Origin of the sequence: Clostridium sp. AM29-11AC (assembly GCF_003480545.1) — a bacterium.
GTDB lineage: Bacteria > Bacillota > Clostridia > Lachnospirales > Lachnospiraceae > Otoolea > Otoolea saccharolyticum_A.
Genome location: NZ_QUJI01000004.1, coordinates 153,244 through 168,598, shown reverse-complemented (window position 1 = coordinate 168,598; position 15,355 = coordinate 153,244). Strand labels below are relative to the sequence as shown.

At 52.4% G+C, this 15,355-nt stretch carries 11 protein-coding genes; all 11 read left to right on the top strand.

Features of this window, described 5'->3' with window-relative positions; translation table 11 throughout:
• Positions 1-57 precede the first annotated feature (57 nt).
• On the top strand, positions 58-1,155 hold the full coding sequence (locus tag DW757_RS04825; protein WP_008396962.1) for a hypothetical protein: 1,098 nt from the start codon (positions 58-60) through the stop codon (positions 1,153-1,155).
• Between the two features lie 151 nt (positions 1,156-1,306).
• On the top strand, positions 1,307-1,906 hold the full coding sequence (gene yyaC / locus DW757_RS04820) for a spore protease YyaC (protein WP_015572785.1): 600 nt from the start codon (positions 1,307-1,309) through the stop codon (positions 1,904-1,906).
• A gap of 138 nt (positions 1,907-2,044) precedes the next feature.
• Positions 2,045-3,499, top strand: coding sequence for a LysM peptidoglycan-binding domain-containing protein (locus tag DW757_RS04815; protein WP_118751118.1), 1,455 nt, complete (start codon positions 2,045-2,047; stop codon positions 3,497-3,499).
• A gap of 304 nt (positions 3,500-3,803) precedes the next feature.
• Positions 3,804-5,087 carry a DUF5711 family protein gene (locus DW757_RS04810; RefSeq protein WP_243033382.1) on the top strand — a complete coding sequence of 428 codons (1,284 nt, stop codon included), beginning with the start codon at positions 3,804-3,806 and terminating at the stop codon, positions 5,085-5,087.
• A 61-nt stretch (positions 5,088-5,148) separates the two neighbouring features.
• The gene (gene tkt, locus DW757_RS04805; RefSeq protein ID WP_118751117.1) at positions 5,149-7,128 is read left to right on the top strand and encodes a transketolase; all 1,980 of its coding nucleotides are present in this window, start codon (positions 5,149-5,151) and stop codon (positions 7,126-7,128) included.
• A gap of 318 nt (positions 7,129-7,446) precedes the next feature.
• Positions 7,447-8,391: an ROK family glucokinase gene (locus DW757_RS04800; RefSeq protein WP_021966622.1), complete on the top strand. Its 945-nt coding sequence runs from the start codon at positions 7,447-7,449 to the stop codon at positions 8,389-8,391.
• A gap of 213 nt (positions 8,392-8,604) precedes the next feature.
• Positions 8,605-10,257, top strand: coding sequence for a putative manganese-dependent inorganic diphosphatase (locus DW757_RS04795; RefSeq protein ID WP_008396950.1), 1,653 nt, complete (start codon positions 8,605-8,607; stop codon positions 10,255-10,257).
• A 303-nt stretch (positions 10,258-10,560) separates the two neighbouring features.
• A complete protein-coding gene (locus DW757_RS04790) occupies positions 10,561-11,322 on the top strand; it encodes a flavin reductase family protein (protein ID WP_118751172.1) in 762 nt (253 codons plus the stop codon).
• Positions 11,323-11,358: 36 nt separating this feature from the next.
• Positions 11,359-11,934: a shikimate kinase gene (locus DW757_RS04785; protein WP_118751116.1), complete on the top strand. Its 576-nt coding sequence runs from the start codon at positions 11,359-11,361 to the stop codon at positions 11,932-11,934.
• A 65-nt stretch (positions 11,935-11,999) separates the two neighbouring features.
• Entirely contained in the window at positions 12,000-14,255 is a 2,256-nt protein-coding gene (locus DW757_RS04780) for a DNA topoisomerase III (RefSeq protein ID WP_118751115.1), read from the top strand.
• 65 nt (positions 14,256-14,320) lie between these two features.
• A complete protein-coding gene (gene cysK, locus DW757_RS04775) occupies positions 14,321-15,262 on the top strand; it encodes a cysteine synthase A (RefSeq protein ID WP_118751114.1) in 942 nt (313 codons plus the stop codon).
• Positions 15,263-15,355: the final 93 nt, after the last annotated feature.

Here is a 15,355-nt window from a genome sequence, read left to right as displayed (position 1 = left end):
AAGGCTTCAGGAGGAAAAGACAGTGCAGAGAAACAATGGCTGTCTGGGAGGAACAAAATGGCACAGACAATAACGGACTTCAGAGAATTTCTGACAGATGCGAAGCAGATTGCCGCAGAGCTTTCAGAGCTGGAGCAGTCTGAGGCGCAGGCCAGAGAGGAGGAGAGCAGGCTTCTGCGGACTCTGGAGGCAGAGAAAAAGGCAGTCACAGACAATATCAACCAGACTGTAAAGCGCCGCAGGGATGAGATCAGCAAGAGCTATGACAATGAAATTTCCATCACACAGGATCGGTTAAAAAAGACAAGAGCAAGAAGGGAAAAGGCAAAAAACCAGGGGATAAAGGATCGGATTGAGGAGGAAACCTCCGAGCTTCACCTGCACAACCGGGAGCTTAAGGTGAGGATGAAAACCCTGTTTCAGAAGGAGCATGTACCTGCTTTCTGCCAGAGTGGATTTTATTATGCCCTCTATTTTCCAAGAGGGTTGAAAGAATCGCTTATTCTTCTGGCCACGCTGATTGTCTGTTTTCTTCTGATCCCCTATGGGATTTATTCTGCAGCTCCGGTTCAGAAAACGGTTTATCTGATTCTGATTTACTTTGCCTGCGTGCTGGTATTTGGCGGGCTTTATACAGTGGTGGGAAATATGACAAGAGGGCGTCACCAGAAGGCCCTCAGAGAGGGACGGCAGATTCGGAATGTCATGCAGTCCAACTACAGAAAGATACGTATGATCACCTCCTCCATAAAGAGGGACAAGAATGAGTCTGTCTACAACCTGGAAAAGTATGATGACGAGATTTCTCAGCTTGAGCAGGATGTGGACGACATGCTGAAAAAGAAGAAGGATGCGCTAAATACCTTCGAGAATGTGACCAGGATGATTATTTCCGATGAGATCGCCCAGAACAGCAGAGAAAAGCTGGAGGCTATGGAGGCCAGGCACGAGGAGGCTTCCAGCCACCTGAAATACATTCAGACGATTCTTCAGGAGAAGCGAATCTATATGACTAACACCTATGAAACGTACCTGGGAAAGGAATTTCTGAGTGCGGAGAGAATTGAGGCCTTAAAAACGATCATAGAGGCCGGCGAGGCGTCAAATATCAGCGAGGCCATAGAGGTTTACAGAGGGCGCGGAAAGAAGGAATAGTTTCACATCAGGTAATAGGAAGCAGAGGAAAGGAAAAACCTGAAAGGCAAAAAGAAGGCCTTTCAGGTTTTTCCTTTCTGCATATTTTTGGGACACCCTGTTTATAATAGAATTAATTCAGAATTTAATTTTAATGACAGGCGGTTGTGATATGAAGATTTTGGAATGGATGGCAGCAAAGGACAGCCGGGATATCTACTATTTTAACTCAGACAGGAATTTCGAGGCGGAGGCCTTTGCGGCCAGGCTTCATCAGATGATAGAGGAGGAGAAGCTGCGCCAGGGAAAAAGAGGGGTTGTGTTTCTCTGCATTGGCACCGATCGGTCCACCGGGGACAGCCTGGGGCCGTTAATCGGATATAAGCTCAGGAAAATGGAGGTGTCCGGCGCGTCCGTGTTCGGAACTCTGGAACGGCCGGTCCACGCCATGAATCTGGAGGACTATGTAAGGGTGATACAGAGCTGCTATCATGACTGCCTTGTGGTGGCGGTGGACGCGTCGGTAGGAAACAGGGAGCATATAGGGTATCTGACACTGGGAAAGGGGGCCCTGAAGCCGGGACTCGGCGTCAGCAAGGAGCTTCAGGCAGTGGGGGATATTTTTATCACCGGAATTGTGGGCAGCTGCAGCAGCTATGATCCGCTGATGCTTCAGAGCGTCAGGCTTTCCGTGGTCATGCGGATGGCCGACTGCATCAGCAGAAGCATAGGAATTGTCGAAAAATTATGGGATAATGCTGCCCTCGTTTGACAAGTTTTTTACAGGCTCTGTGATATGATTTCCCAGATGGAAGAGGGCCGCCGTTTTTTACAGACAGACGGCGGCTGAGAAATATGCTGCAGAGGGACAAGCTCTGCTGCAGAAAACAGAGAAGCGGGGTGAGCCTGAATGGGAGATTTATATGAGCCATTATCAAAACTGCCGAAAAATATAAGGCAGATAGGAGACCGGGACGATACGGTCAAGCTGTACATGGAGGACTACGTAAGCACATACCTGAAACGCCTTTTTCCTACTGGAGGACAGGATCTGAGAGTGGGGCTTTTGCTGGGAACGGAGAAAACCGAGGATGGGACTCCGTTCATTTTCGTAGATGGAGCCCTGGAGATGGAGGATGTGACAGCCGAGGGAGAAAAGGTGGTATTTACGGAGGCAGCCTGGAAGAAGGCTTACCAGAATATTGAGGAATCATTTCCCAGAAGAACCGTGCAGGGCTGGTTTCTCTGCGGGGCGCCCGGCTGCGCCTTAAGCCCACTAAACTACTGGAAGCAGCATGGCCAGTATTTCAGCGAAAAGAACCAGCTTATGTATCTGAACAGCGGTATCGAGGGAGATGAATCAGTTTACATAACATCAGACGACGGATTCTACAGGCTGAAGGGATACTGTATCTACTACGACAGAAATCAGATGATGCAGGATTACATGATCTGCAGGAAGGATGTAAAGCGGGTGGAATCCGGCGCAGGGGACCGGGTGATCCGGGATTTCAGAGAGAGGATGGAAGACAGAAAGAAGGAAGCCATGAGCCACAGGCATACAGTCAGAAACCTGGGACTTGTGTGCAGCACCATGTCCCTGGTGATTCTGGCAGGCGGAGTGACAATGCTCAATAATTACCAGAAAATGCAGGAGATGGAAACGGCTCTTGTCTCCGTGCTTCCAGAGGGAGCAAGACCCTGGGACAGGGAGGATAACAGAGAGGAGAGCGTACCTGTAGTGGTGGAAGAAATAAAGGGGAATGTGTACCCTGAGGAGACGGATTCACAGAGCCAGAACTCTGAGAATGGAGCTCAGTCAGTTAAGCTCTCTGACGGCACTCTGTATCTGGAGGACACAGCTGAGAGCGCGGGGACAGAGAAAATGGGAGAGCTCTCCTCAGAAAAAGCTCCGGTGGGGAGCCAGGCAGAAGGAGGGGACAGCAGCGCAGTCCGGTCAGAGCAGACTTCCAAAGCAGAGGGCGGGGAAATAAGGGCTGAGAGCAGTGAAGCTCCAGAAGAAAAGCCAGAGGCAGGAAATCAGGAGGCAGATTCGGGGACAGAAGAGACAGGAGAGGCCGTCAAGGATCAGAAAGACAGCACAGCTGACAGCCAGCCAGACCCAGAATCCGGTGAGGTTTCTGTTCCGGTGACGGATATGACCCCCGGGGCAAAATATCTGGTGGGAGAAGGAGAAACCCTGTACGGGATCTGTTTTAAGCTGTATGGAAATATCAACTATGTGAAGGACATCTGCGCGCTGAACGGAGTGTCGGACATCAACCACATTATGGCAGGACAGAAGCTGATTCTGCCGGCGGAAGTGCCGGTACTGGAGGAGATGAAAGGAGCGGTGGAAGAGTAGACTATGCGCAGCAAAAGCAGCCTGATGCCTGGCGGGACAGAGCAGGGCTGAGCAGCTGCGGCAATACGTCTTTTTGGAAAAAAGTAGTTCATATCTCCCACAATCTGTTGTATAATCGGTGATATAGCAAATTGACATACAGAAGAACCTGACCCCTGAAGGCAGGCAGCAGGCGCTGTCAGGACCACGGGAGGCAGGGCAGATCAATCCATGGATCATAACGCATATGGTATCAGACAGCGGCACGGCTTCCGGGCAAGAGGCCTGGGGCGTTGTGTGGATTGACATGACGGGAGATATGCAGATGAGTAATATGGACTCTATGGAAAGAGAACGAAAAAAAAGACAGCTTAGAGAACGGATGATCAGCTCGTCGGGATCGCCGGATTCTTCCGGAAGGGGAGGAGGCCGCAGTCTCAGCGAGGAGGAGATTGTCCGAAATGCGGAGAGACATACAAGGCGCAAGAGAATCCGCCTTCTCGCGGCAGCAGCAGTGCTTGTGATTGCGGCGGCGGGAATTTTCTATTATTACTTCTATGTGCGCAGGTATGAGACCTATAAGGTAGCCTGGGAGCGGCAGGTTCCGGCCAGCGAGGGAGGTTTTTCCGGGTACGAGAGCTTTGGGAGCAATGTTCTCAAGTACACCAAGGACGGCGCGTCCTATATCGACGGAAAAGGAAAGGTAGTCTGGTCGATCAGCTATGAGATGAAGTCTCCTATCTGCTATGTGAACGGAATGTATGCCGTGATTGCGGACAGGCAGGGAAATGATATTTACATATGCAACGGGGAGGGACTCAGAGGACAGGCCAAGACCACGCTTCCTATTATGCGGGCAGCCGTGTCTGCCCACGGCGTGACGGCAGCTCTCCTTGAGGACAGCACCGCCTCCTATATCACCTTTTTCAAGGAGGATGGAAGCAGCCTGAACTGGGGGATTAAGACGGTCATGTCAAAGAGCGGGTACCTGATGGATGTGTCCCTGTCTCCGGAGGGAACCCAGGTGATGGTTTCCAATGTTTACCTTCAGGATGCGGGCATCGGAAACCGCATTGCATTCTACAATTTTTCCGAGTATGGAAAAAGCTATCCGGATCGTCTGGTAGGCGGATTTGAGGAGATGAAGAGCAGTCTGATTCCCAGGGTGCGGTTCCTGGATGAAACGCACGCCTGTGCCTTCGGAAATGGCCAGATCGGTTTCTTTTCCCTGGAAAATGAGACTTCCCCGGCTATGACTTCCCAGCTCCCCTATGAGGAGGAGATAAGGAGTATCTGCTATTCGGACAGATATGTGGGAGTGGTGGTGGACAGCGCGCAGGGCGAATATGATTACAGGCTCGACGTTTACAGCGCGTCGGGAAAGCTGAAATTCAGCCAGCCCTTTAACTTCCAGTACAGGGATATTGTGATTGACGCAGATATGGTAATTCTGTATAATGAGAACTCGTGTGAGATTTACAATATGTCCGGAAAATGCAGATTTTCCGGTTCCTTTGACTTTACATTTTCTGCAGTAAGGGCAGGAAAAATGAAAAACGAGCTGATTTTTACCGGCGGTGACACCATAAGGAGCGTTCACCTGAAGTAGCCGGTACGATGAGACAGAGAAACTGCTACACCATTAATATAAATTTCAGGAGGTTATACGAATGAACCAGATTGACACACTTTCCATTAATGCCATCCGAATTTTATCAGCAGATGCGATTCAGAAGGCAAACTCCGGCCATCCGGGTCTTCCCCTCGGCTGCGCTCCCATCGGATATGAGCTTTTTGCACACCATTTAAGCTATAATCCGGCAAACCCAGACTGGTTTAACAGGGATCGCTTCATCCTTTCCGGCGGCCACGGATCCATGCTCCTCTATTCTCTTCTTCACCTGTTCCGGGTGGGGAATCTCACAAAGGAGGATCTGATGAATTTCAGACAGGTGGGCTCCAGGACACCGGGACATCCGGAGTACGGCCACACAACAGGCGTTGAGGCCACCACAGGCCCTCTGGGCGCGGGAATGGCCATGGCAGTGGGAATGGCTATGGCTGAGGCTCACCTGGCAGCCGTGTTCAACAAGGAAAACTATCCGGTTGTGGATCACTTCACCTATGTGCTGGGCGGCGACGGCTGCATGATGGAGGGTATCTCTTCAGAGGCCTTCTCCCTGGCGGGAACTCTGGGACTTTCAAAGCTCATTGTCCTCTATGACTCCAACCGTATTTCCATCGAGGGAAGCACGGACATCGCATTCCGGGAGAATGTGGAGGAGCGCATGCGCGCCTTCGGCTTCCAGACTATCACAGTGGAGGACGGAAACAATATCGACGCCATCGCCATGGCTATTGAGGCGGCAAAGAGGGATACAGAGCATCCTTCCTTTATCACAATCAAGACAGAGATCGGCTACGGCTGCCCGGCCAAGCAGGGCAAGGCCAGCGCTCACGGAGAGCCTCTGGGCGCTGAGAACGTGAAGGCCCTCAGAGAGAATTTAAACTGGCCCTGCGAGGAGGCTTTCTTCGTGCCGGAGGAGGTTTACCGTCATTTCGACCAGCTGTCCCAGGAAAAGGCGGAGGCAGAGGCTGCATGGAACGTGATGTTTGCGGCTTACTGCGAGGAGTATCCTGAGATGGAGGCTCTCTGGAACCAGTATCAGAACGGCACGGCAGAGGAGCTGTTAAACGATGAGTCCTACTGGACAGCTCAGGAGAAGGCAGATGCCACCCGCTCTATCTCCGGAAAGATCATCAATGTATTGAAGGACAGGCTTCCGAACCTGTTTGGCGGAAGCGCGGATCTGGCTCCGTCCAACAAGACATACATGAACGGAGAGGGAGACTTCTCCAAGGAGGACAGAAAGGGAAGAAACCTGCACTTTGGCGTGCGTGAGCTTGCCATGGCTGCCATCGGAAACGGAATCGCCCTCCACGGAGGCTTAAGGCCGTTTGTGGCTACCTTCTTCGTGTTCAGCGATTATGTAAAGCCCATGGCCCGCCTTTCCTCCCTGATGGGTGTGCCGCTCACCTATGTGTTCACCCATGACAGCATCGGAGTGGGAGAGGACGGCCCGACCCATGAGCCTATCGAGCAGCTGGCAGCTCTGAGAGCCATGCCGAATTTCCATGTGTTCCGTCCATGTGACACCACGGAAACACAGGCTGCCTGGTACAGCGCAGTTACATCAAAGCATACTCCTACAGCGCTTGTGCTCTCCAGACAGAATCTGGAGCCAATGAAGGGCAGCAGCAAAGAAGCCTTAAAGGGCGGATATATCCTCGAGGACTGCCAGGGAACACCGGACGCAATCCTGATCGCCACAGGCTCCGAGGTGGGACTGGCTGTAAAGGCAAAGGCTGAGCTTGAGAAGGAAGGAATGAAGATCCGCGTGGTTTCCATGCCTTGTATGGATCTGTTTGAGGAGCAGACTGCAGAGTACAGGGAGTCAGTTCTTCCGAAGGCGGTGAGAAAGAGGGTTGCAGTGGAGGCGCTCGGCGGATTCGGCTGGGAGCGGTACACAGGCCTTGACGGAGCCGTTGTATCCATGAAGGGATTCGGAGCCAGCGGTCCGGCAGCAGAGCTGTTTGAAAAGTTCGGATTTACCGTTGAGAACGTGGTAAATGCAGTGAAAAGCCTGTAGGCCGCAAGATACGGAGAAAAGAACCGATCTTTTAAGAAATAGAACAGAGAAAATCATATGAAAAACGGCAGTCCGCGCTTTTTGGCGGGCTGCCGTTTTCTGATTGACAGCGCAGAGATCTTTTGTCCAGGCAGCAGTGCGGCCCTGCCGGACTGAGCCGTAGGTTTGGGGAAACATATCTTGCAAATAAAAGAGGGTTCCTGTATACTTGAAAAAGACAGAGGTCAGCCTGGGCTGACCATGCAGAATGCAGCAAATATGCCCTGAACAGGGATTTGGGAATGAATAAAAAGATCAGAATATAAAGGAGATACGCAAATGGAAAAGAAATGTGTCGGAATTGATGTGGGCGGAACAAGCGTCAAGCTGGGAATGTTTGAGATGGACGGCACGCTTCTCGAGAAATGGGAGATCCCTACGAGAAAGGAGGAGAATGGACGGCACATTCTCTCAGACGCAGCGTCTTCCATCAGAGAAAAGATTTCTGAGAAGGGGCTTTCCATCTCCGATCTGGCGGGAGCGGGACTTGGCCTTCCCGGACCTGTGATGCCGGACGGCTCTGTGGAGGTCTGTGTGAATCTGGGATGGAAAAATATGAATCCACAGAAGGAATTAAGCGGTCTTCTGGACGGCCTGACCGTCAAGACGGGAAATGACGCCAATGTGGCCGCCCTGGGAGAGATGTGGCAGGGCGGAGGCAAGGGCTACAGTGATCTTGTCATGGTAACGCTTGGAACCGGAGTCGGAGGCGGCGTGATCCTGGATAAGAAGATCGTGCCGGGAAGGCACGGCACAGGCGGCGAAATCGGCCACATCCGCATTCGCGAGGAGGAGAAGGAGTTCTGCAACTGCGGCGGCCGCGGCTGTGTGGAGCAGGTAGCTTCCGCCACGGGAATCGCCAGGGAGGCCAGAAGGGCCATGGAGCGAAGCGACGCCCCGTCAGAGATGAGAAAGTTTGGCAAAGACATCACAGCGAAGGATGTGCTGGACTGCGCCAAGGCAGGGGATGAGATGGCCTGTGAGGTTATGGAGACAGTGTCCTACTATCTGGGCTGGATGCTTTCGATCCTGGCTATGACGGTAGATCCGGAGGTGTTCGTCATCGGCGGAGGCGTTTCAAAGGCCGGAACCTTTCTGACAGATATGATAGAAAAATATTATGACAAATTTACCCCTCTCTCCGAGAAAAAGGCGAAGCTCACTCTGGCCACTCTGGGAAATGATGCCGGAATTTACGGAGCCGCCAGGCTGATTCTGGATTAGAGAAGGGAAGGATGGGGAGAAGAAAGATCCCCTATAAATGAGGAGCCCCCGGTGTCCACAGGACAGCCGGGGAAATTATGAAAAATCTATGTGCAAATCGAATAAAAAAATGATTTGTACTTACTATTTATTATGCAAATAGTATAAAAAATAAATGTGAATAATTTATGAACGCTATGTTAATAGATTATGAAACATAGACGGAGGAAGAGTATGAGCGACAGCAAAAAAAGAAGAACGATTGTCATAGGACATAAAAATCCTGACACGGATTCTATCTGTTCAGCCATCTGCTATGCAAATCTCAAGCATATCCTGACAGGGGAGGAATATACGCCTGCCAGAGCCGGACACGTGAACTCGGAGACTCAGTACGTGCTGGACTATTTCGGCGTGGAAGCGCCTGAGCTGATTGAGAACGTGAGAACCCAGGTGAAGGATATTGAGATCCGTGAGACAAAGGGAGTTGACAAAAATATTTCCCTGAAAAAAGCCTGGAATCTGATGCAGGACAATACGGTTGTGACCATTCCGGCTGTGACGGAGGACAATACGCTTGAGGGGCTTATCACAGTGGGAGATATTACCAGATCCTACATGAATGTATATGACAGCAGCATTCTCTCCAAGGCCTGCACCCAGTATTCCAACATACTGGAAACTCTGGAGGGAGCCCTTTTGGTAGGAGATCCCGAGGCCTACTTTGACAAGGGAAAGGTGCTGGTGGCTGCAGCCAACCCTGATATGATGGAGTATTATATTGAGAAACACGATCTGGTCATCCTGGGAAACCGCTACGAGTCCCAGCTCTGCGCCATTGAGATGGAGGCAGACTGCATCATTGTCTGCGAGGGAGCAGGCGTTTCCATGACGATCAAAAAGCTGGCCCAGGAAAGAGGGTGCACGGTGCTGACGACACCCTATGACACCTATACGGCGGCAAGACTTATCAACCAGAGTATGCCGATCAGCTATTTTATGACAAAGGATAACCTGATTACTTTTGGGACAGAGGATTTTATCGATGATATCCGGGATGTAATGACGAACAAGCGCCACAGGGATTTCCCCATCCTTGACAGGGACGGAAAATACAAGGGAATGATCTCCCGGAGAAATCTTCTGGGAGCCAGAGGCAAGAACCTGATTCTGGTGGATCACAATGAGAGAAGCCAGGCAGTGGAGGGGATGGAGAGCGCCAATGTGATGGAGATCATCGACCATCACAGACTGGGAACTGTGGAAACCATGTCCCCTGTATTTTTCCGAAACCAGCCGTTGGGATGTACGGCGACGATTATTTATCAGATGTACAATGAAAATAAGGTGGAAATCGACAGGAAAATTGCGGGACTTCTGTGCAGCGCCATTCTCTCGGATACACTTCTCTTCCGCTCGCCCACCTGCACCGCTGTGGACAAGGCGGCAGCTCTTGAACTGGCAGAGATCGCCGGCGTGGATGCGGAGAGTCTGGCGAAGGAGATGTTCGAGGCCGGAAGCAAGCTGAAGGGAAAGACGGACTCTGAGATCTTCTACCAGGATTTTAAGCGCTTCACGGCAGGCAAGCTGACCTTCGGCGTGGGACAGATCACTTCTCTGAACGTGGAGGAGCTGGGAAAGATAAAAGAACGCCTGATAGAGTATATCGGCGAGGCCAGAAACGAGCAGAAGGTGGACATGATGTTCTTTATGATGACAAATATCCTGGAGCAGTCCACGGAGTTAATCTGTGACGGCCAGGGTGCGGAGCAGCTGGCGGCGCTGGCCTTCCACTTAAAGGAGGGTGCGAAGGTTGTGACCCTGCCGGGCGTAGTGTCCAGAAAGAAACAGCTCATTCCGGCGCTGATGATCGCCACGGAGCAGTAGGCTCCGGGCAGATAAAATGCAGCAGGAGCTGTAAAACGGCAGCGGCCTGAATTGACGGCGCAAAGCGGGAGACTCAGGCTGTTTCTGCATAAAATGAGACAGAGGGCTGCCCAGGAGCTGTGAGGCTTTTGAGGCAGCCGTTTTTACATAACAGGAAACTTCGTTCTCCGTTATGTAAAAACGCTCCGCGGGGATCGCACTGGGTTGGAAAGGAAGAATGCCGCTTTCGCGGCCCGCCGCAGGCGGAGAATCCTGCGGGGCAGGATTCTTTGTATACTGTGGCATGAGAAAAGGAGAAAATCTATGGCAAAACAATATTGGAGGCCGGGAAACATGGTGTATCCGGTTCCGGTGGTGATGGTGAGCTGTCAGAAAGGAGAGGAGCGGCCGAATATCATCACGGCCGCCTGGTGCGGGACTACCTGCTCCTCCCCTGCCATGCTGTATGTGTCCATCCGTCCGGACAGATATTCCCATCATATTATAAAAGAGTCCGGGGAATTTGTGGTGAATCTGGTGACAGAGGAGCTTGCGTTTGCCACAGACTACTGCGGCGTCCGCTCCGGGCGTGATGTAGACAAATTTAAGGAGATGAAGCTCACCCCCCTGGCGTCAAAGTATGTAAGCTGCCCGGGAATCGCCGAAAGTCCTGTGAACCTGGAATGCCGCGTCACACAGATCCTCCCTCTGGGAAGCCATGACATGTTTCTCGCAGAGGTGGTGGGAGTGACCGCAGACGAGGCATATATGGATGAAAATGGACGGTTTGATCTAAACAGCGCAGGGCTGGTGGCCTACTCCCATGGAGAATATTTTAAATTAGGGGAAAAAGTAGGAAAATTCGGATATTCCGTTCAAAAGAAAAAGAAGGACGGCGAAAAAAAGCAGGCCGCCAGGGAAAAGCGCGGGGTCGGAGGAAAGAAGTCCGGTGCGAAAAAGAATACGGCAGGGGGAAAGAAATCTGAGATAAAAAAGAGCGTCAGGGAAAACCGGGACGGCAGGACGGGGAAGGGCCCCAGAGCCGGGAAAGGTAAGAAGAACGAAAAAAACCGCCGTGTGTTTTAAAGCCCGGAAGGCAGATAGGAAAATCAGGAGGACAGAATGGGAAAAGTGACAGAGGAGAGGAAGGCAGGAAGTTTCGCAGAGGGCAGGGACAGGACAAATGTGACCCTAATCGGCATGCCGGCCGCCGGAAAGAGTACGGTGGGGGTGCTGCTTGCCAAACGGCTGGGATACGCGTTTGTCGATGTGGATCTTGTGATTCAGGAGCAGGAGAACAGGCTTCTGAAGGAGATTATCGCCGATGAGGGTATGGACGGCTTTATGGCTGTGGAGAACAGGGTAAATGCCTCTCTGGACGTTCAGAAGAGCGTAATTGCGCCGGGAGGAAGCGTCATTTACGGGGAGGAGGCCATGGAGCATTTAAAGTCCATCGGGCTTGTGGTGTATCTGAAAATCAGCTTTGAGGAGCTTTTAAAAAGGCTTGGAGATGTGGTGGACAGAGGCGTAGTCTTAAAAGAGGGGATGACCCTTCAGGATCTCTATGAGGAGCGGATTTCCTATTTTGAGAAATATGCCGATATTACGGTGGACGAGGAAGGAAAGAATCTGGGGCAGGTGGTGGACGAGCTGAGAGGCCTGCTGGAGCAGAGACTGGGACTTCTGCAGGGAGAATGACAGGCCTTCGCAGAAGCAGGCAAAACGGGTATCTGTCCCGCAAAAAGTGAGAGAGGAGAGAACAGATGAAATCTCTTGTAATAGCTGAGAAGCCCTCTGTGGGCAAGGATATTGCCAGGGTACTTGGCTGCAGAAAAAGTGCAGACGGCTGTCTGGAGGGCGATAAGTATATTGTTACCTGGGCGTTCGGCCATCTGGTGGAGCTGGCAGCGCCGGAGGAGTATGATAAAAAATATAAGGACTGGAATATGGCGGATCTTCCCATGATGCCGGAGCCGTTTAAGCTGGAAGTGATCGGAAAAACGGCAAAGCAGTTCGGTGTGGTGAAGCACCAGCTCTTTAGAAACGATGTGAAGGATATTGTCATCGCCACAGATGCAGGGCGGGAGGGAGAGCTGGTGGCCCGCTTTATCCTGATGAAGGCAGGGTGCAGGAAGCCTTTGAAAAGGCTTTGGATCTCCTCCGTCACAGACAGGGCCATAAAGGAGGGATTCTCCCGCCTGAGGGATGGAAGAGAGTACAACCACTTAAGAGATGCAGCCATGTGCCGGGCAGAGGCTGACTGGCTGGTGGGGCTTAACGCCACCAGGGCTCTGACCTGCAAATATAACGCCCAGCTTTCCTGCGGACGGGTGCAGACGCCGACCCTTGCCATTATCGCAAAGAGGGAGGAGGAGATACGAAACTTCCGGCCAAAGGCCTACTGGGGTCTCACAGCCAGGACGTCAAAGCCTGCCCTTACACTGACCTGGCAGGACAAAAAGTCCGGGGGAATGAGAAGCTTTGACAGGGACAGGATGGAGGGACTTCAAAAGAGCCTGAGAGATCAGCAGGTGCGGATCACAAAGGTTAAAAAGACACCGAAGAAGACCATGGCCCCTCTCCTCTACGACCTGACGGAGCTTCAGAGAGACGCCAATAAGCGGTTTGGCTATTCGGCCAAGGAAACGCTCAATATTATGCAGAGGCTCTATGAAAATCACAAGGTTCTGACCTACCCGCGGACGGATTCCAGGTATCTGAGCAGCGATGTAGCCGACACCATACACGACAGGCTCGCGGCCTGCGGGACAGGGCCCTACCGGAAGCTGGCGGGAAAGCTGTCAAAGAATGTGTGGACAAAGAAGGCGTCCTTTATCAACGACGGGAAGGTCACGGACCACCATGCCATTATTCCCACCGAGCAGTTTGTACAGCTTCAGAACATGACCTCGGAGGAGCGGAAAATCTATGACCTGGTTGTCAGGCGTTTTCTGGCAGTGCTGTATCCGGCAGCAGAGTATGACGAAACGGTGATTACGGCTGAGATAGGCGGAGAAATTTTTACCGCCAGAGGAAAGGTCATGAGAACCCCCGGCTGGCGGGAGGTCTATGAAAGCGCGGACGAATCCGGCCTTTCAGGGACCGGAGGATACCTGGATGAGGAAGACGGGGACGAGGACGGCGAGGGTCCTCAGAACGAGGAGAGGGTGAAGGCACAGACGCTTCCCGATTTGCGGGAGGGGGATGTGACAGGACCGGCAGGTATTTCCCTGACGGAGGGAAAGACGAAGCCGCCGGCTCCCTTTAATGAGGCAACCCTTCTGTCGGCTATGGAAAACCCTGTCAGATATATGGAATCCGGCGACCGGGCCATGGCAAAGACTCTGGGGGAGACAGGGGGGCTGGGAACGGTAGCCACAAGGGCTGATATTATTGAGAAGCTCTTTTCCGGCTTTATGCTGGAAAAGAAAGGAAAGGATATCTGTCTCACATCCAAGGCGAAGCAGCTTCTGAGGCTGGTGCCGGAGGATCTGAGAAAGCCGGAGCTGACGGCTCAGTGGGAGATGCGTCTTTCCAAAATTGCAGAGGGTGAGATGAAGAGGGATGCCTTTATGGAGGACATCCGTACCTACACAAAGGATATTGTCGAAGAAATTAAGGGGGGAGAGGGAACCTTCCGCCACGATAATCTGACCAACACAAAATGTCCCCGCTGCGGAAAACGGATGCTCTCTGTGAAGGGAAAGAACAGCCAGATGCTGGTCTGCCAGGACAGGGAGTGCGGCTACAGGGAAACTATTTCCCGCACGTCCAATGCCAGATGCCCGAAATGCCACAAAAAGATGGAGCTTCGTGGCAAGGGGGAAAACCAGATGTTTTCCTGTGTCTGCGGCTATAAGGAGAAGCTGTCGAATTTTAAGGAGCGCAGGCAGAGGGAAGGCGCAGGGGTGACGAAGCGCGATGTGGCCAGATACCTGAATCAGCAGAAAAAGGAAGAGAAGATGGTGAACAATCCCTTTGCCGATGCACTTAAAAAGATGCAGGAGCAGGATGTGTGAGAAAGCAGTTTGTACAGTGGCTGGAGTTAAATGAAGATCAGCCAAGTGTTCAGGAGGAATGAAAAATGGGAAGAATCTATGGAGGAATCGAGGAGCTGGTGGGAAGGACACCCCTTGTAAGGCTTGCCAGGCTGGAAGGGCGCGAGAAAGTCAGAGCAGAAATTCTGGCAAAGCTGGAGTGCTTTAATCCTGCAGGGAGCGCCAAGGACCGTGTGGCCAGGCAGATGCTTGAGGACGCGAAGGAACAGGGAATTCTGAAAGAAGGGTCTGTGATTATTGAGCCTACCAGCGGAAACACGGGAGTGGGGCTGGCGGCTCTTGCCGCTGTAAACGGCTACCGGGCAGTGATTGTTATACCGGACAGCATGAGTGTGGAGCGAAGGCTTCTGCTGAAGGCCTACGGCGCCGAGATCGTTCTGACGCCGGGGGCTGAGGGGATGGCAGGCTCCATCAGAAAGGCGGAAGAGATCAGGGAGCAGTTCCTGAAAGAAGGAAAGCCTGCCTGGATTGCGGGACAGTTTGAGAATCCGTCGAATCCCAGAGCCCACTATCTGACTACAGGACCGGAGATCTGGGAGGACACAGACGGGGAGGTAGACATTTTCGTGTCAGCTGCCGGAACCGGCGGGACAGTCACAGGAACGGCCAGGTTCCTCAGGGAGAAAAAGCCGGATATTCATGTGGCGGCTGTGGAGCCTGCGGCTTCTCCTGTGCTCTCGGGAGGTCAGCCGGGCCCCCACAAGATTCAGGGGATTGGAGCCGGATTTGTGCCGGAGATTCTCGATACAGGGATTTACGATGAGGTAATCCGGGTGGAGGACGAGGCGGCCTTCCGGTTTGCCAGACTGCTTGCGGGGACAGAAGGGTTCCTGTGCGGCATTTCATCAGGAGCCGCCCTTGCCGCTGCCTGCGAGATAGGCAGACGGCCGGAAAATGAGGGGAAGAGGATTGTGGTTCTGCTGCCGGATACAGGGGAGCGTTATCTGTCCACCGGGGTTTTCGGATAAATTTCAGGAGAATAGGTGAGAGAAGAGGAGTCATTTTATAGTTCCAGCGAAGTCACTATAAAATGACTCCTCTTCTCCTTGGGGGAGGGATGG